The organism is Aminipila terrae (genome assembly GCF_010120715.1).
In the GTDB taxonomy this organism is placed as follows: Bacteria; Bacillota; Clostridia; order Peptostreptococcales; family Anaerovoracaceae; genus Aminipila; species Aminipila terrae.
In genome coordinates this window covers 2921191-2940177 of record NZ_CP047591.1, presented here as the reverse complement: position 1 = coordinate 2940177, position 18987 = coordinate 2921191, and the positions used below count along the sequence as shown (strand labels likewise).

Annotated in this window: 14 protein-coding genes and 1 pseudogene; 4 read left to right on the top strand and 11 right to left on the bottom strand. The window is 37.3% G+C overall.

Annotated features, from left to right (window positions below; all coding sequences use genetic code 11):
• Positions 1-87: 87 nt before the first annotated feature.
• The gene (locus Ami3637_RS14110) at positions 88-702 is read right to left on the bottom strand and encodes a LysE/ArgO family amino acid transporter (RefSeq protein WP_162363117.1); all 615 of its coding nucleotides are present in this window, start codon (positions 700-702) and stop codon (positions 88-90) included.
• A gap of 156 nt (positions 703-858) precedes the next feature.
• Here Ami3637_RS14110 and Ami3637_RS18005 point away from each other — a divergent pair, with 156 nt between their 5' ends.
• Positions 859-1827 (top strand): aminotransferase-like domain-containing protein, encoded by a 969-nt coding sequence (locus Ami3637_RS18005; RefSeq protein ID WP_279286673.1) that lies wholly within the window; start codon positions 859-861, stop codon positions 1825-1827.
• Positions 1824-2327: a PLP-dependent aminotransferase family protein gene (locus tag Ami3637_RS18000; protein ID WP_279286672.1), complete on the top strand. Its 504-nt coding sequence runs from the start codon at positions 1824-1826 to the stop codon at positions 2325-2327. The genes Ami3637_RS18005 and Ami3637_RS18000 overlap by 4 nt, the downstream gene beginning before the upstream one ends.
• A gap of 116 nt (positions 2328-2443) precedes the next feature.
• Here the strand turns inward: Ami3637_RS18000 and Ami3637_RS14100 are convergent, their stop codons facing one another.
• The 9 genes and pseudogenes from Ami3637_RS14100 to Ami3637_RS14060 all read right to left on the bottom strand — a co-directional run bounded on the left by Ami3637_RS14100 (position 2444) and on the right by Ami3637_RS14060 (position 14409).
• Positions 2444-3373, bottom strand: a complete 930-nt coding sequence (locus Ami3637_RS14100) for a hypothetical protein (protein ID WP_162363116.1) — start codon at positions 3371-3373, stop codon at positions 2444-2446.
• A 174-nt stretch (positions 3374-3547) separates the two neighbouring features.
• Positions 3548-7054: an FAD-dependent oxidoreductase gene (locus tag Ami3637_RS14095; RefSeq protein ID WP_162363115.1), complete on the bottom strand. Its 3507-nt coding sequence runs from the start codon at positions 7052-7054 to the stop codon at positions 3548-3550.
• Between the two features lie 17 nt (positions 7055-7071).
• Positions 7072-8819, bottom strand: a pseudogene (locus Ami3637_RS14090) (NADH-ubiquinone oxidoreductase-F iron-sulfur binding region domain-containing protein).
• Between the two features lie 12 nt (positions 8820-8831).
• A complete protein-coding gene (gene nuoE / locus Ami3637_RS14085; protein WP_162363114.1) occupies positions 8832-9344 on the bottom strand; it encodes an NADH-quinone oxidoreductase subunit NuoE in 513 nt (170 codons plus the stop codon).
• 84 nt (positions 9345-9428) lie between these two features.
• Entirely contained in the window at positions 9429-10055 is a 627-nt protein-coding gene (locus Ami3637_RS14080) for a DMT family transporter (protein WP_162363113.1), read from the bottom strand.
• Complete coding sequence (locus Ami3637_RS14075; protein ID WP_162363112.1) at positions 10043-10342, bottom strand: EamA family transporter; 300 nt, start codon at positions 10340-10342, stop codon at positions 10043-10045. The genes Ami3637_RS14080 and Ami3637_RS14075 overlap by 13 nt, the downstream gene beginning before the upstream one ends.
• Before the next feature lie 14 nt (positions 10343-10356).
• Positions 10357-11415, bottom strand: a complete 1059-nt coding sequence (gene holA, locus Ami3637_RS14070; protein ID WP_162363111.1) for a DNA polymerase III subunit delta — start codon at positions 11413-11415, stop codon at positions 10357-10359.
• Positions 11416-11545: 130 nt separating this feature from the next.
• Positions 11546-13900, bottom strand: a complete 2355-nt coding sequence (locus Ami3637_RS14065; protein WP_162363110.1) for a DNA internalization-related competence protein ComEC/Rec2 — start codon at positions 13898-13900, stop codon at positions 11546-11548.
• An 86-nt stretch (positions 13901-13986) separates the two neighbouring features.
• The gene (locus tag Ami3637_RS14060; RefSeq protein WP_162363109.1) at positions 13987-14409 is read right to left on the bottom strand and encodes a HutP family protein; all 423 of its coding nucleotides are present in this window, start codon (positions 14407-14409) and stop codon (positions 13987-13989) included.
• A gap of 196 nt (positions 14410-14605) precedes the next feature.
• On the opposite strand from Ami3637_RS14060, the gene Ami3637_RS14055 reads away from it, so the two are divergent.
• Positions 14606-14875 carry a hypothetical protein gene (locus Ami3637_RS14055; protein WP_162363108.1) on the top strand — a complete coding sequence of 90 codons (270 nt, stop codon included), beginning with the start codon at positions 14606-14608 and terminating at the stop codon, positions 14873-14875.
• 82 nt (positions 14876-14957) lie between these two features.
• Positions 14958-17954: a transglycosylase domain-containing protein gene (locus Ami3637_RS14050; RefSeq protein WP_162363107.1), complete on the top strand. Its 2997-nt coding sequence runs from the start codon at positions 14958-14960 to the stop codon at positions 17952-17954.
• A gap of 93 nt (positions 17955-18047) precedes the next feature.
• Here the strand turns inward: Ami3637_RS14050 and Ami3637_RS14045 are convergent, their stop codons facing one another.
• Entirely contained in the window at positions 18048-18986 is a 939-nt protein-coding gene (locus Ami3637_RS14045; protein WP_162363106.1) for a DUF4037 domain-containing protein, read from the bottom strand.
• Position 18987: the final 1 nt, after the last annotated feature.

Sequence of the window (18987 nt, the reverse complement as noted above, 5' to 3'; positions counted from 1 at the left end):
GATAGATCCTCTTAGTTCCTTTTTTAAATTTACATTATATCATACCACATTTTCATAAAAAATAAAACAAGAACAACTATATTTTTTTTACTTCAGAAGCATTGTTATAAAACTATAACCCAGTTTTGCACCATATATAATGATTACTACTCCGCAAACTATATTAATAACCCTTAATACTTTGTCTGTAAGCTTTGTACTGAATAAGGATATAATCGCTGATATTCCAAGGAACCATCCACAGGAAGCAGAAGCCACACCTAAAATAAAGCTTAAGTCCTGCCCTGCTGGCAAAGTGGCTTTAAATGCCCCAAGCATCATACTTCCATCGATAAGGGCCTGAGGGTTAAACCAGGTTACGACACAAGCCGTAGATATAACTTTTAATATGGATACATTGACATTGGTACTATTATCAACGGTATCTTTAGATTTTACCAGACTCAACCCAATCATAATCACAATAATACTACCAATTAGAAGTACTGCCATTTCCAGTAATTCAGATTGTTTCATTATAGCTCCCACACCAAAAAAACAAGCCAGAGCCAATGTAACATCAAAAAATATTACAATCAGAGCAGTCAAAAAAACCCGGTGTTTTCTCTGGGTTAATGCCGTGTTAATAACAAACAGGTTCTGTAATCCTATAGGTGCAACGTATGCCAGCCCCATGGTTAATCCTTGCAAATAATAAATCATAAATACTCCTTTGTTTTCAGCTGATATACCAACCAAATTATTTTTTCTAATAATTAATATACCTTGATCTTCTAATTTTGTAACCATCCAACTATTGACTTTTTACCCAACCAAGCTTAAAGTGTTTTATATAAGCCAAAATAAGATAATTTATATATGCGAAAGGAAAGTTTGATGGAGGAATATGTAAATATTGACTGGAAACCCGATAAAACTTCCAGAGTACCTGTTTATAAACAGATTTCAGAATATATAAGTGGAAAAGTGTCTTGTGGAGACTGGCTGGTTGGCAGTAAACTTCCTTCACAGCGTAAACTTTCTGAAATATTCCAAGTAAACAGAAGTACTATTGTTACTGCCATGGAAGAATTAACTTCTTATGGTATGTTAGAAAGTGAACACGGAGGAGGCACAAAAATAGCCAGTAATACCTGGTCTCTTTTTATGTCTACTCCACCTGACTGGAATAAATATATTCATTCAGGGCCATTTAAATCTAATATGCAAACCATTCAAATCATTAATAAATTAGAGTTTGATGAAAAATATATCCGTTTAGGGACTGGTGAACTTTGTCCAGATTTGTTTCCCCATGCCCTTATGAACAAGGTCTTTAAAAAGCTGCCTTCGAAAATACCTTCCCTTAATTATCTGGGCCCTTTGGGGCTACCCGAGCTTCGAAGAAGTCTGCAGGAAAGAATGGCACTGAAAGGTATTGATGCGACGGATTCTTCTATTGTAATCACTTCCGGTTCATTGCAGGGATTGCAGCTGATATCGGTATGTATGTTAAAACCCGGTTCTACAGTATTTACGGAGGCCCCTACTTATTTAAAATCTCTACAGGTTTTCCAATCTGCAGGAATGCATTTATCTGGAATCCCCATGGATAAAAATGGCATGATGTACTGGCAGATAAATAAAGAAGTAAGCCAGTCCCTGCTATATACTATACCTACTCATCAGAATCCAACAGGCATTATTATGTCCGAAGAACGAAGGCGTGACTTATTCAATTTCTGTAGCGGGAACCGACTTCCCGTGATAGAGGATGATGCTTATGGAGACTTGTGGTTTGATAAAACTCCCCCAAACCTATTAAATCTATGGATAAAAACGGTATGATCTTATATTTGGGCACAGTATCCAAAACTCTGGCACCTGGTCTAAGAATTGGCTGGCTGGTGGGTCCTGAGTCAGTGGTGTATAGAGTTGGAGATGTAAAAATGCAGGTAGATTATGGGGCAAGCTCCGTATCTCAATGGGCTCTTACGGAATTCTTTGACAGTGGATATTATGATGATTATCTGACCTTTCTCCGTATAGAACTTAAAGCCCGCCGTGATCTTGCACTCTCTTTGCTGGACAAATACTTTAAAGACTTGGCTGATTGGAAGACCCCGGAAGGTGGCTTTTATGTATGGCTCAGATTTAAGAAACCAGTCTCTATGGACAAACTATTTCAAATGTCCTTAGAAAACAATATTTTATTAAATCCGGGAAATATCTATGATTTTTCAGATAATAATTCTTTGCGGTTATCTTACGCTTATGCAAAACCGGAAGATTTTTCTAAAGCTATTAAAATTTTAAGCGACTTAACTATTAAATGCCAAAAAAAATAGAAGATTATTCATAGTAAGATATATCTCCTGCTTACGCTATAATTGTATAAGCCAGAAAAAATAAATGATGGAACACTTTTTAAAGCTTATGTGTTCCATCATTTATTGAACTGTTTTTAGTTATGTTTTAACTCGCTGCCCTTTACTACAGTAGGGTCTGCATCAACTTTCTCCATCGTTTTTTTTTCTTGTTCCTCATCTTTTTTCTGGGTTAAATCTCCTCCAGGTTTTCCTTCTGTTATTTTCATAAAATCATCAATGAGCGGCTTCAACTCTGATAAATATTCCCCAAAACTTGTCATCATTTCCATTCGTTTTTCCTGAGAGCTGGGAAGCACAATTTTTTCGGGTAAAAATTCACCATCATAATATCTGGCTTTCCAGTTTCCGAAATCTTCAGGCTTTGCGTCCTCAATCCTGGGAATTTTCTGCATCCTGCAGTACACCATTTCTAAATTGTACTGCAGGCCTTTAATCGCATCTTTTGCCTCTTGTTTGGAAATTAAGCCTGTATTTAATTTTTCACATACAATCTGTGCCCTGCCTAAATGAGTCCGGTTATCAGAATAACTACTTTTTATCTTCTCTACTATCTGATCAGGATTCATCCCTTCATAGCCATTACTTTTCTTATAGAGTTCAATGATTTTCCTGTTAATGGTCTCGTCATCCTGAATGTTTAATACAGCCTTTAGTTGTTCATCTCTTTGATTAGCCACTTTTTCATATAACTCTTTGTTTAAGCTCTCGTTGGCCCTGAAATTTGGAAATGTCCTGTTATAAGCACCTTCAATAAAGTTAAATACTTCAGTTTCACTCATAGCACTGAAGTTCTTTTCCTGCACTTGTTTTTGCAAATCCTTCATTTTAGAATTTATGTTGCCAGTATTTGAAAGTTCAATGATATCTCCTCCGTTTTCCATGGCTTTCAAATTTAAACTTCCGGACTGAAAATACTCAGTAAACTTTTTTGCTGCTGTTTTATCAATCTTTGACACGCTGTTATGCAAATTAATGCATACCCCTGAAACGTTTGAAATTTCCATTATTTACACCCTTCCCCTTTATATATAAAATACACACTATTATTTACATCGGATAATCTAAAAATAAAGTAATATTTTACCTAAGAAAAGTATAAAATTTTCTTCTTGAAAAATAAGAAAGACTTTCTCAAACATGAGAAAGTCTTTCTATAAGCATTTATCTACGACTAAACCTTAATGTGCAGGTTTTGGTAATCGTGCCCCGATAATATTCATCAAATCATCTGTGCATCTTAACAACTGTGTAAATGCAGCATCTTTTACTATAACGAATTTTGGATCTACTGGTTCTAAAGTACCTCCAAACACTTCTCCAATTTCTGCATACTTATACCTTGGAAGAAGGTCATCCATTTCATCAGAAATGTCAATAGTATCATCAAATCCAAAGTCGACTTCATACACATGTGCAATTTCAGCAGCAATTTCCCAGTTTGTCAGGTCAACTCCTTCAAAAATAGTCCCCTCAACTGGCATTAGTCTTCTTTCAGTGTTGGTAAATGTACCGTCTTCGCTTGTAAATCCTGTACCAGGAATAATTACATCTGCTTTAGCAGCAGTAGCAGTCATATAAATATCACTAACCATTAAGAATTCAAGCCCGCTTAAATCCACATCTGGATCTTCTCCGAAAATCAGCAATGCCTTAACACCTTCCATGGCTTCAGCTCCAGCTTTAATTCCCAGATCGACAATACCCTGAGAGTTGTTCTTAGCTTTTACCTGAAGTATACCATCTCTAGGCGTACCAATGTGGCCTGAAAGCAGTGCAATATCAGCAAGGAGTGTTGCTGCTTCCGTTGTTACTAAATTCTGCTGGAACACAATCATAGCTTTTTTTGCTTTACCATACATTGCAGCAACCTCTGCCACATCTTCCGGAACCTTTACATCCTTCAAATCCTTTGAAAAAGCATCAAATCCTTCAATTGCTGAGGCCTTCCCCATATCCAGAAGAGCTTTTGCTATACCCTTCAAAGTATCAGTATTGTTTTCCGTGTATAAAACTTTTTCAGCGAAATCAAATCCATGCTGTTCATATTCTGCAGGATTAATTAATACAACCTTGGCACCATTCTTAGCAGCCTGCCTGATCTTTAACTGGATAACAGGGTTAAGCACCGTATCAAATCCAGCCACCAGAATTACATCCGTTGACAGCAGTTCATTAATTGTATTCGGAGATGCATCATGTCCGATTACTGGTGCAATACCACTGGCTCTGTTATTAAAGCATAAAGTTTTAGCTCCCATAACTTTTGCCATCTTCTTTATGGCATAAGCTTCTTCATTTGTATATCTGTCTGAAATAGCCACTGCAACTGCATCACTTCCATACCTTGCAGCTATGGCCTGTGTTTTCTTTGCAATCAGAACCATAGCCTCATGGTAATCCGTTTCAACAAAGCCTTCTCCCTCTTTTATCATCGGTTCAAGAAGCTTATCTTCAAGCATTGTACAGTCAAAGCCCCATTTACCTTTACCGCAGGCAAGACCTTCATTTACTATGCCTTCCTTGCATGGGTTTGCTTTAACCAGTAAATCACCATATGTTTCGAAATCCAAAGTGCAACCCACTGAGCAATATGCACAGGTAGTTTCAGTGCATTCTGTATCAAGAGGTACAGCTTTGGTTATGGTAGTTCTTTCCTGTAATGCTCCGGTTGGACAAACGCTTACACACTGTCCGCAGGATACACAACCAGATTCAACAAGAGGCTTTTCAAGAGTAGGTTTAATCACCGTATCAAACCCTCTATGTACCAGTCCTAAAGCTCCAACACCCATCACTTCATCACAGGCTCTTACACATAGCCCGCAAAGAATACATTTATTCGGATCTCTTAAAATAAATGGATGGTCATCTTCAAAGTCAATTTTGTTTTTATCGCCTGCAAATCTTTCAGGATGAACATCATACCTGTTGGCGAAATCAATCAGTTTACACTCAAAATAATCATGACATCCGCACTCAAGACATCTGGAAGCATCGGCAATTGCCTGTTCTTCATCATAACCAAAAACAACTTCAGTAAAATTATCTTTTCTTTCATCCGCTTCAAGCTGTTCCATAGCCGGTCTGCAAAGTCGTTCTCTGTCTTCGAAAGTCTTTTCGTTTATGTCATCTCTTTCAACAACAAAAGGTTTCACATATTGAACGGATTCCCCATTTAAATAGGCATCTATTACAACCGCTGCCTTTCTTGCATCTGCAATAGCTTCAATAGCAATGGAGATTTTGTCATTTCCACAGTCCCCTCCTGCAAACACACCCTCCATGCTGGTCATGAAAGTATCCTTATCGTATGCAATAGCACTTTTTCTTGTCTTATCTACATTAAACGGAGCAGCATCTACCGCCTGACCAATAGCAAGAATTGCCGTATCTATATCAAGCGTTTCTGTTTTTCCTTCTACCGGCTTCGGAGCTCTTCGTCCTGATGCATCAGGTTCACCAAGTTCCATAACCTGAAGAATCACCTGTTTTACCCTGCCATCTTCTCCTGCTACAAACTCAATTGGATTTGTCAGATTCTTAAAGATTACGCCTTCTTCTTCCCCTTCAATGATTTCAATTCTGTCTGCAGGCATTTCATCTTTTGTTCTTCTGTAAATGTTGTAAACTTTCTTTGCACCAAGCCTTACAGCAGTTCTGCAGGCATCCATAGCCGTATTACCGCCGCCAACGATTGCCACACTGTCTCCCAGTCTGATTTCTTCATTTCTAACAACTTTCCTTAAGAAATCAATTCCGCCAATTACTCCAGGTAAATCTTCACCTTTACAGCCTACTCCGGTTGAAACCCATGCACCTATACCAAGTAGTACGGCATCATAGTCTGATCTGATTGTTTCAAATGGAATATCCACGCCAACCTTAGTGTCTGTAATCATGTCAACGCCCATCTTTTCAATCATGAAAATTTCTTCATCCAGCACTTCTTTGGGAAGCCGGTACTCTGGGATTCCATAACGAAGCATACCACCCATTTTAGGCATTGCTTCATAAATTGTCACTTCATGTCCCTGCTGTCTTAAGAAATAAGCAGCTGATAGTCCCATAGGACCTCCACCAATAATGGCCACGCTTTTTCCTGTTTCAGGGGCAATCTCCGGCATAAACGGATCTTCAGAAGACATATCCTGATCTGCCGCAAACCTCTTCAGCCACTGAATGGAGATAGCATTTTCCGGACCATCAATAAGTTTTCTTCTGCAGTTATCCTCACAAGGATGAGGACATACTCTTCCGATAGCACCTGGCAAAGGTATATTATTTTTAATTAGCTCAATAGCTGCCTCAAATTCCCCGTTGGCAATCAGCCCTACATATCCCTGACAGTCTGTTCCGGCAGGACATGCAAGTGCGCATGGTGGTCTGCAGTCTCCTACGTGATTTGAAATAAGTAATTCCAGATTGGTTTTTCTTGATTCCAGTACTCTTTCAGAATTTGTTCTGATAACCATATTCGGTGCAATTTCAGTTGCACAAGCCTTGACCAGTTTAGGATTTCCCTCCACCTCACAAACACAAAGCCCGCATGAGCCATAAATTTCCGTTCTTTCATCATAACATAGAGTTGGAATAAAAATATCGTTTTCCTTGGCAACTTCTAAAATAGTCTGCCCAGGAACGGCATAAACTTCTTTTCCATCAATGTTCAGTCTAAACTTTTTCATATCTTTCTCCCCCTCTCTTAGTTTTTCTCTATAGCACCAAATTTACATGTTTCAAGGCACTTTCCACATTTAATGCATTTATCCTGATCAATAACGTGTTTGCTTTTCACTTCACCTGAAATGGCCTCTACAGGACATTTTTTCGAACATAAAGTACAACCCTTACACTCATCTGTAATGGTAAATGTAAGTAATGCCTTACAGGATTTAGCAGTACATTTCTTATTGTAAATATGGTCTTCATATTCATTCCTGAAGTATCTGATTGTTGTCAGTACAGGATTTGGTGCTGTCTGGCCAAGTCCGCATAAAGAACCGTCTTTAATTTTATAAGCCAGCTCTTCCAAGAGTTCAATATCTCCATCTTTCCCCTGGCCGGCAGTAATCCTTTCAAGGATTTCAAGCATTCGCTTTGTTCCCACACGACAGTAATTACATTTACCACAGGATTCTTTCCTTGTAAAATCCAGAAAATATCTTGCCATGTCCACCATACAGGTTTCTTCATCCATTACAATCATACCGCCAGATCCCACAATAGCCCCAGTTTTATTAATATCTTCATATGTTACAGGAGTATCAATCAGTTCTGCTGGTATACATCCCCGGAAGGGCCTCCCATCTGAACCGCCTTGAACTGCTTATCCTTTTTGATACCTTCTCCAATACCGAATATAACGTCTTTAAGCGGCAAACCCATAGGTACTTCTACAAGTCCACCCTTTTTTATCTTACCTGCCAGAGCAAATACCTTGGTACCTTTGCTCTGCTCTGTTCCCATAGATCCAAATGCTGCACCGCCGTTTACTATAATCCACGCAACATTTGCAAAAGTCTCTACGTTATTAATATTTGTTGGCTGTTGCCAGTATCCTTTTTGTGCAGGGAAAGGAGGCTTTAATCTAGGCATTCCTCTTTCACCTTCAAGGGAAGCAATCAATGCAGTTTCTTCACCACAGACAAAGGCTCCTGCACCCGCTTTAATTCTTATATCAAAGTCATAACCGCTTCCAAAAATGTTTTTACCCAGATAGCCCTTTTCCCGGGCCTGGGACATGGCAATTTCCAATCTATGTATAGCAAGTGGATATTCTGCACGACAATAGATGATACCCTCTGTAGCACCCATAGCAAATCCACCAATAATCATACCTTCAATGAGTGAATGCGGATCTCCTTCCAGAACAGATCTGTCCATAAATGCACCTGGATCTCCTTCATCGGCATTGCACACTATATATTTATTTTTTCCTGGATTACCTTTAGCTGCATTCCATTTAAACCATGTAGGAAATCCAGCACCACCTCTTCCTCTGAGCCCAGATATTTTTATTTCTTCAATTACTTCTTCCGGCTTCATGGAAGTAACAACCTTCCTGGTTGCTTCATATCCGCCTACTGCAAGATATTCTTCTATATTTTCAGGATCAATTAATCCACAATTTCTTAGAACGACTCTTTTCTGCTTATCAATAAACTGATTGTCTACATCTGAAATTGTATACTCTAAAGCCGGCTTTCCTCCTAGCAAGTGCTTTTCTACAATTTCACCAACAATTTCAGGCTGAACCTTTACGTATCTTGTCATGTTTCCATTGTCATCATAAACATCAACAATAGGTTCCAAGTAGCAAGTACCAACACAACCCGTGATTCCTACTTTAATATTTAAATTCTTATCAGCAATCTGCCTTTCGAATTCATCAGCTGTTTTTTTAGCTCCTGTAGCTACACCACAGCTTCCCTGTCCAACTATTACCTTCATCGTTAAATCCTCCTATGCCCTTGCCTGGATATCCGCAAGAACTTTTTTTACACTGTCCTTTGTCAGGTTACCATAGGTTTCATCCCCATCGGCACTCTTAACCATCATAACAGGTGCAAGTGAGCAGCAGCCTAAACATGCCACATTATTTAAAGTAAACAACCCATCTTCGGTTGTTTCTCCATCGTGAATGTTTAAGTATTCACAAATTGCTTCCTCTATTAGATCTGCACCATTTACATGACATGCTGTACCCTTGCAAAGCATAATTAAATACTTACCAATTGGCTGCAGCCTGAACTGTGCATAGAATGTCGCAACCCCATAAATTTTGGCTGGCTTTATTCCAGTCTGCTGTGAGATATAATTGATTGCATCTATGGATAAATATCCGTAAATGTCCTGTGCTTTCTGCAAGATTGTTATCAAGCTTCCTGGCACTTTACCATACTTCTCCAACACGGGAGCTAACTCCTTAAAGTCGGCAGTATAGTTTTGGTCTTGTGAACCACACTTTTCACACATAATAACCCTCCTATTTAATATTGCAATATCAATAACTAGTTTTAACTAATTATAATTAAAAAAAGGCCTTATAGCAATACGAAGTCACTCTTTAGAATTTTCCAATTTCAACTCCTCCGGAGTATCTTTTTTAGTAAAAATACTTTTAAAGTCAACTTCCATTATAAGAATACCTGCCATCATCAGCGCTGCTCCTAAATATCCTCTTGGCAGTAATACTTCCCCTGCAAAAAGGAAGGCAGCTATAGCCGCAAACACAGGTTCAATAGCAAAAATTACCCCCACGTGGGTGGCTGATGTATACTGCTGGGCCACAACCTGGACAATAAAGGCAACCCCTGTGCAAAATACAGAAAGAAACAACATAGATTCCCATACCCCCGGGCTGCTTGGCAATACGGGTTTTTCCAGCAGTAAAGCTAAAACAAGCATATATAAACCTGTAAACCCTAACTGATAAACCCCCAGCTGAAAAGCATTAACTTCTTCCTTATGTACTGCTTTGTCAGTAATGACTAAATCTACAGCATAGGCAAAAGCACCCATGATACAGAGTATATCCCCCAGAGCTGGTTTAAACTGCCCATTTAAAGTCATTAATCCGATTCCAACGAGACATAAAATAAATACCAGAATTAATTTTTTATTCGGTGCTTCTTTTTTAATGAAAAATGTCAGAATTGGGGTAATAACTACTGTTAAAGCACACAAAAATCCAGCATTGGATAAAGTGGTATACATAACCCATAGGTTGCCCCAATATAAACTACTGTTAAAGCAAGCCCAATCAATGCGCTATATTTTATCGTATGTTTATTTACTGTTTTCATCTTTGGAAAAACCAATATAATGGCTGCAAAAAATGCAATCAAGAATCTATAGGCATTTAATGTTAGCGGGCCTATTTCTTTCAGACAGATATCCATCATTAAATAGGATACACCCCAGCATAACGTAACCAACATTAACATCGAATCTGCTTTTACCTGCTTTGACATTTACATCATTCCTCCTAAATCTGTGCTATAAAAAGTTCAAGTGCTAAATTTTGTTCAAGTATTCCAGTCTTGATATTCCGGTCTATTTCATAAACCTTTGTCAATATTTTTCTCAGATTGTTAACAGAATATCTGCCAGCAAAAGACATGGCTTTTTTAATTCTGAATTCATGAATTTTCAATATTCCCTGTATCTGTTTCTGATTTTTTCCTTCTTCCAGCATTTCCTTTACTTCTAAAATAGTTTCAAACTGAGAAGCAATTAATGAAAGAATCATATACAGATTCTCCCCTGCGCTTAACAGGGCATTAAGTAAAATGTAAGCCTCATCTTTTCTTCCTATGCTGATGGCATCAAGCATAGCAAATACGCTGGTTTCAAGATTTCCTGAAACGGTAGCCAATACATCTGACAGTAAGATTTCCTGCCCTTCACTATAGGCAATTATTTTCCGAATATCATTTTCAAGATTGTATAATGTATAATCAGCTTCCTTATGAAAATACCCGGTATTTTGTATAAATTCATTAATAATGGATGGCTTTGTTACTTTTCCCGCTGACCTGAATCTCTTTTCCACAAAGGACTTTAGTGCTTTTTCATTTAAAGCCTCAAACTCATAAGTCTGTCCATTATCATTGATTGATTTAAAAAGTTTTTTTCTTTTGTCTGCGCTGTTTCCCGTAAAAATCAATATACAGCTTTCTGGAATACCTTTTACATATTCAGCCAGTTCTGCTTCCTGACTTTCAGTAAAGCCTTTCATTTTTACTCCTTCCAGCAAAGGAAAGTTTTTAACGATCACTACCCTTTTTTCGGACATCATCGTAAAAGTTTCGCAGGCTTCTTTTATAGTATCCACGCTGATTTTTTCTTCTTCCAGCACAGATAAATCCAGCTCCTTACATGCAGGATTAATATATTTATCAATAATCTGCTCACAAGACCAGCTGACTAAATACTGTTCTCGTCCAAAAAGTGCAGCCACTGGCCCCACCTTATCTGATTTCAAGTCTTTAGATATAGTTTGAAATGCATGTTCTTTTTCTGTCTGTTTATATTGATATGCCATTGAGAACTCCCAGAATATATTTAATTTATAATGAAATGGTCATATAAAATAATAAATTTTTATGTCTATTATATCATTTTTTTATGCTGAATCATAGTATGTATTTTAATATTAGAACCTTTACTTATCTCTATGCCCACAGCTCCATCTGTATCATTTCTATAGACCCCTGCACACGCTGCTTTAAGTTTTGTAAAGTCTTCTCATTAGGATGTCCATAGGTGTTTTTTCCTACTTGTATAACTGCAATGTGAGGTCTGACCGCTTGCAGGAATGCTGCAGAACTTCCGTATCTGCTTCCATGGTGGGCAACTTTCAGTACATCTGCTTTCAGGTTGTTAACAGAATTGCTTTCTATTATTTGTTTTTCCCCTGTTGTATCTATGTCTCCAGTCATGATGACAGAAACACCTTCCAGGGTTATTTTCATTACTAAACATCCGGCATTTTCATCTCTTTGATTGCTTAAAAACTCTGAATATTCTTCCATGGTCTTTTTCTCAGGAAATAAGATTTGTATTTTAAGGCTTTTCCCAATTTTGAGATTCTGCCCTTTTGTCAGATAGACAAAATCTTTTTCTGCTATACCTGATTTTTCTTTTATCCGATCAGCGATTAACTTGTTTCCTTCGTATACCCCCAACTTTTTAACTGGAAGTTCTCTGGCTAATGTATAAAGCCCTCCCACGTGATCCGTATGTAAATGTGTTACAATAGCAAAATCAATTTGCTTTATACCATTTTTTAATAGATAAGGAAGAAGCACTTTTTTGCCCACATCATACTGACTGCTGCCTCCACTGTCTATGAGAACAGTCTTTCCTTCCTTGGTTTTAATTAATAAACAATCTCCCTGTCCAACATCAACGAAGGTAAGCTGAACCTGTTCAAATCCATCTTTTAAAGCGTTACTAAAAACAAGGGCGATAAACACTATTACCATAAGAATCTTAATAATATTCTTATAATGCTTTCTCTGCCACATAATTCTGAATGCTTCTGATGATATAAAAAATAATATACAATAATATAAAATCATTGCCCATAAAGGTGGACTCACAGTATATTTATATGAGACTTTATCAATAAAAGACAAATCATTTATAAAAAGCAGCAGCTTTGAGAAAAACTCTATTAAAATTCCTGTTATCTGAAAAATACTTCTGAGGAAATCATAAAAACCCCAAAATTCAGGTATAATCATGGCAATAGTTGAAAGGAACAATAATAAAATGCCTAATGGAATTAGTATTCCTGATACAAAAATTACTGGTATATTTGCTATAAAAGAGCTGAATGAAAAATAATTAAAGGCAAATGCTGAGATTGGTGCCATGCCTGCCTGAATGGATAATACCCCTGCCACACTTTTATTACATATTCTTTCTGCCGCTGGGATAATAACAGCCAAAGAAAATATAGCCAGAAATGATAACTGAAATCCCAGATTTAAAAGGGACATTGGGTTAAAAAACAGCATGACTGCCATAGTAACTGCACCAGATGTAAACATATCATATCTGCAATACATATACTTTGAAATAATATGTAAAATAATCATTATGAGCGCTCTCATAACAGTAGGTGAAAAATTAGCTAAAGATGCATAAAAAAACAGCACAAAAATAATTATTGTGTAGAATCTCAGATTGCGCTTCCCCCCCAGCAAAGCATTCATACATGCATATAAACACCCTACGTGAAGACCACTTACGGATAAAACGTGACAGATTCCATTCTTCTGAAAAGTTTCATAAAGTTCTTCTTCTACACCGCTGTTATCTCCAAACAGCATGCCCATTAACAGTCCAGCGATTTTGTCCTCCAATATACCAGATATATTGCACTTAAAAATATATTTAATCCTGGATATGTAATTTAAATAATAATTGTATCTCTTATCAGAGACCTGGATATTCTCAGGTTTTACTGACATAAGTACTGCAATCTTCTTTGTCTTTAAATACATTTTGTAATCAAAGGTTTTTGGGTTCCTCCGTGGTGTTGGCAGTTCAATAAAGCCGGCAGTTTGTACCATTTTCCCCTGATATTTATAATATTCCGGACACTCACCATATATGTTGACCAATATACGTTCTTCTTCACTTAGTTTTCCTGTTCCTTCAAGATTCCGTACCAGAACAATCATTTTATGATTCTCCTCGTCCTTCTCAGTAATGGAAATTACTTTCCCTCTGATTTGCAAATATTCTCCCTGATTTTTTTCTAATACACCTTCTTGATGCATCTGATAGCTAAATTGTATTGCTCCCGATATTCCCAATATAATTGCAATAAAATACAGACATAGTTGTCTTTTATTCAATCTAAGTCTGTTATTCCTGTAAAAATACGCAGAAACTATTATGGTACCTGTAGCACAGACTCCCATAATAAAAAGCATACCATTATTTAATTTTAAAAAAAATTCTACTGTAATGCCTGATACGTAAGCACCACAAAGAAAAGCTACTGGCCTTCTCAAAGTTTAACCTCCAAGTAAAAGCCATTATTTATAATCCCAACATTATTTTACCATATTTTTACATATAGTCAATGGTAGAATTTTTTTCAATTTTTTATAGCAGGAATAGTCCTATGACCAAGCCCCACTACAACTTCATTTAAATACATCATTCCAATACTCATAAATATACAAACTGTAACATGCTCGTCACTTCTGCATATGGCTATTTTTCCTCCGCCATTCAGTCCCACAGCCTTGGCAATAATTTGTGCCTGTGCTTCTCTTGCAGCTCCTGCAACAGCACCGTCCTGTACATGCTCTTCTTTTATAATCCCTGATTTTCTTGCTATAAATATCGCTCTTTCTATAACAATATGTGTAGCATTTATAATATCACCACCAATATCTACAGCGGCAGCCTTAATATTCTTTTGAGCCAGTTCTTCAATCATTTTTTCTTCTTCTGTACGGTTTGGCGTAATAGCTAATGCTATAGCAGCCCTGGCAACGTCTACACTGTCATACATTTTCTTCTCCTCCTCATCTAAACCTATTTTATATATTGCCATAAATATATTATAATGTCAGCAAAAATGGCAAAAATCTTATTTAAGAATTATAAACAAATTCTTAAAAATGCCCCTGAACATATTAATTCTTTTGCCTTTTATCCTATCTATGCTATAATATAATAGAGTTTTTGTATGTAAGGCAGGTGATATTTTGTCAGACGAATCTAAAAATAACAATGAAACCAATGAAGATAAATTACGAAAAATAGATGAATTCTTTAATCAATTTGAAGAAAAAACCAATGATGGTTCTGCAAATATTGAAGAGTTCCTTTCAAAATTTAACGAAATGGAAAAACAACAACAAGCAGAGAAAGCAGAGATTGAGGCCAGACGGCAAACCCGGATGGACAGGCTGAACGAAAAAAAATCTAAAAAGAAAAAGAGTTTCCGTTTAGTCGTAAGACCTCATCCGATGTAAATAATGAGGAAAACATAATGGAAAAAATACAGGTGTTAAAAAAACGAAACATAAACATAGACTGAATCTTAAAAAGTTTTTTTTGTTTTTAGCCGGATTATGTTTATTAGGTACGATTGTTTTAGGTGTTCTAACAGTTACAATCATTATTGATGCCCCTAAAATTAATCCCAACAACATTTATTCCCTACTGAGTGAAAGTTCCACACTGTATGATGATCAGGGAAAAGTCATCGATAACCTGACGTCATTTTCTGCAGAGGGTACCAGAACAAATGTTGAGTACAGTGAACTACCAAAGAACTTGGTAGATGCCTTTGTAGCTCTTGAAGATAAAACCTTCTGGGACCATCATGGCTTTAACTTTGTTCGTATAATCGGAGCTATTAAAGATAGTTTCACTACAGGGAAAATAAGCGGAACCAGTACTATTACACAACAGCTGGCAAGAAATTTGTACTTATCGGAGACAAAGTCAGAACGTACTTTGACACGAAAAATTAAAGAAGCCTATTACACCATATTATTAGAGAAGCACTTAACTAAGGAAGAGATTATTGAAGCATACCTTAATACAATATATCTGGGATATAATTCTTATGGAGTTCAGGCAGCTTCACAGGCCTATTTTGGAAAAGATGTAAGCGATCTGGATTTATTAGAATGCGCTGCTCTGGCATCACTGCCACAGGCACCAGATTCCTATGCACTTATAAAGAAAATATATCCTGAAAACATTGCTAATCCTAATGACAAGGATATTCTGCTTAAAGGCGATGTCTTTTACTATGTATACAATGACATATCGGAAAACAGACGAGAAACTTGTCTGGATCTTATGAAAGAACAGGATCGTATTTCAGATTCCGAACTTTCAGATGCCTTAGCGGAAAATCTGAAAGACCACCTGAAACCAAATCCAAGTTCAGGATCAGATATTTCTTCTTATTTTGCGGATTATGTTGTTAAGCAGGTAGTAGATTCTCTTGTTAATGAATCCGGTAAATCAGAAGAAGAAGCAAACCAGATGATTTATACAGGCGGTCTGCAGATTTATACCACCATGAATTCCGATATGCAGAAAATTGCAGAAAATGAATTCTCTAAAAACAGCAATTTCCCAGGAGTTGCCCATCTAAAAAAGGATAACAGCGGAAATATCATAAATGATGCAAGAAACATCCTGCTGTACAATTATAATAATTATATTAAGCCAGATGGCAGTTTTGTACTTAATTCAGATGAATATAAAAGAAATTCAGATGGGTCTTTAACCATATATAAAGGCAAACGATTAATTATCTGTAACATAGAAGCTCAGGGAAAGACAGATCATAGCCTGCAGTTTAAAAATATGTACACTATTGACGACGGAGTATTTTATATTATAAAAGGTGGCGTTGTATCCATTCCTTCCAAATATAAAACCAGAGATGAGGACGGTAATCTGGTTATCTCCAGTAAATTATTCGAAGAAATGCCAAAGGTGTTTAAATCCACATCAAAGGGTTTAGTTATATCCAGCGACTACAATTCCCTAGGAGAAAAAGTGGTGCAGCCTCAGTCAGCAATGGTTATATCCGATCCATCCAATGGAGCGATTAAAGCTATGGTAGGAGGGCGAAATAATCTTGGAAGACTACTGTTTAACAGAGCAACAACCGGCACCAGACAGCCTGGATCTTCTATTAAACCTATATCCGTTTATGGGCCTGCTCTTCAGGCTTCTGCCGATGCAGTAAAAAACGGTACAACTATGAAGTTCAGTGATAGTGTGGGGGTTTCGAAACTATTTGGCGATTATTTCACAGCCGCCAGTGTTATCGATGATTCTCCACTTATGATTCAGGGTAAGCAGTGGCCGAAGAACTGGTATTCCGGTTACAAAGGTTTATGTACATTAAGGACTTCTATAGAGCAATCTATAAACGTCAATGCAGTAAGGATATTCCAGCAGCTCGGTGTTCAAAAAAGTCTGGCCTTCCTTAAGAATGTCGGCATTTCCACGGTGGTAGAATCTGGAGGTGCCAATGACTTAAATGCAGCAGCACTGGCCCTTGGTGGTATGACAAAGGGTATTTCTCCTCTTGAAATGTCAGCTGCTTACAGCACTTTTGTAAACGATGGTAAATACTCAGAACCAATGGCCTTCACAAAGGTTACCAATAACAAAGGTGAAGTTCTGATAGAAAATTCTCCAAAGACCAAGCAGGTCATGGATCCAGGTGTAGCCTTTATCATGCGTGATCTTCTGCAAAGTGTTGTAACCCATGGTATTGGTTCCAAAGCTGCTATTTCAAATCAGCCTGTTGGCGGTAAAACCGGTACTACAACGGATAATTACGATGCCTGGTTTGTTGGATTTACTCCTCAGTATTCTGCTGCATTGTGGATTGGTAATGATGTGAACATTGAGCTCAGTCAGGGAAGTGCAGCTGCTGCGAAACTCTGGAGCAATATCATGGGTAAGGTATGTGCACATATTCCAAGAGGAACATATCACTCCAAACCAAGCAATGTAATCAGTGTTACAATTGATACAAAGAGTGGCAAGTTACCTTCTTCCCTGAGTTCACTGGATCCTAGGGGTACGGTAAGGTCGGAATATTTCATTAAGGGAACTGAGCCGAAATCTACAGATAACGTTCATACTTATGTAACAGTATGCTCAGACACAGGATATCTGGCAACACCATCCTGTCCTTCAACCAGAAAAGTAGTAGGAGTTAAACGTCCTTATACAGTTAATCCAGTTGTAGGTGATATTAGTTATGAAGTACCTCATAGCTATTGCCCTGTTCATAATCCGGATCCTTCGAAATACCCGGTAAGTTCCAGTGGCAAGAACTACAACTTTAACGGTGGTCAGCCATCGCAGGATAATCCGGATTCAAACGGTACAATACCTGACAACACAGGCAATAATGGTAATAATCCGGATGGCACTACCACACCACCTGCAAATAATACCTCTCCAGGAAACGGTAATGGAAATAATGGTAATGGTAATGGTAATGGCAACGGAAATACCGATGAAAATGGAAACAGCACAGTTCCAGACTGGTTGATTCCTCATTAAAAAATACAATCAAAAACGAGTCTTTATTTTAAAAGACTCGTTTTTTATATAATTATTATTTCACTTTAACAATTAGTATATCAACTGAACCTATTACCTGCAGTCATAAATAACAGGTAAGCTTCTGATTTTAGCATCAGAAATTGAATTCATAACTTCATAACAGTGATTCTGCAGGAAATTATCTGTACCTCTTACAATTTCCTGTCTGTTTAATTCTTCTCTGATTTTAATACATATATCTTCAATGAGTTCCAGCTTCTTCAGAGTATTCTCTGGGACATCAGGAATCAATATGAGTTGTTCAGACATTTCTTTTACATCTCTAAGATTTTCAAGATTAATCATACCTCTGAACATCCATTTATAAAAGGGCATATACTTCCTGTTTAATAGATAAACGGCTGAAACTGCAGCCTTTATAAATTCGCTGCAAGCCAGATAAGCAGCAGCAAATTCCCCTCTCTTCATACAGCGGCCATAATTATACTGCCCTGCCTGAGACATCACTGCCATTCTGGCAACAATTTTCTTCAGGAATATATCTTTTGGATAAAAGTTCAATAACTCATTTCTAATAACTGAAAACTGTCCTAATGGATCTTCAAAGACTTTTCCATTTACTGCTGTACATAAACTGGTTTCAGGAATAAGCATCCACTCAACATTATTTTGAGGAGTTCCAGAGCAGCCAGTGTATTTTTTATAAAATTCATTTATACTGAATACTCCAACTCGTCCTTTCCCCTCAAAGGTTTCCATTCGATATTTGTTTTCAAAAGTTTTAGGTAGATTTTCGTATGCTTTCTGCATCTGAGTGCCTACGACTTTATATATTTCTTCTGGAAGCCAAATACAAAATCCAGGTCCAAAATCATGGTCCTCTGACACTTCATCATCAAAACCCAGGCATTCAGAGCCCTCACCAATGAGTCCTACCGCTGCATACTTTTCATATTCAGGAAATTGATTGTGTATCATACTTCTGCCAAAAGCCTCATAGTAAGCCTTTGATAATTCCAATCCTGTCATC